Raw genomic sequence first — 429 nt, 5'->3', positions numbered from 1 at the left:
CATGCAATTGATGAGCGATTTAGTTGCTAGAAGAAATCAACTTCTTGTCATGCAAACCATGGAGAAAAACCGACTGCAAATACTGCCCAAAGAGTTAGCCATGACCATTAAACCAATACTGACGGCATTCAAAAATCAGATCGCTAAAATCGAACATAAAATCATAGCAATAATAGAATCATGTCCTGAATATTCAGCTAAAAACAGCATACTTCAGAGCATGAAAGGTATCGGTAAAATTGCTGCTGCCTCACTCATCAGTAACCTGCCAGAGCTTGGCTATATGACCAATAAACAAGCTTCTGCATTAGTTGGTGTTGCACCAATTAACCGTGAAAGTGGCCGCTATAAAGGACAAAGAAAAATTCAAGGTGGCAGACACCAGGTGCGAACGGTTTTATATATGGCAATGATGTCAGCAATACAATC

General features: G+C 39.6%; 1 protein-coding gene. It reads left to right on the top strand.

Annotated features, from left to right (window positions below; translation table 11 throughout):
• A partial coding sequence (locus ACSLUH_RS19555) for a transposase (RefSeq protein ID WP_448570086.1) occupies positions 1-429 on the top strand: 429 nt, incomplete at both ends.

Source organism: Thalassotalea ganghwensis, assembly GCF_053485795.1.
This window is presented reverse-complemented; position numbering and strand designations above follow the sequence as displayed.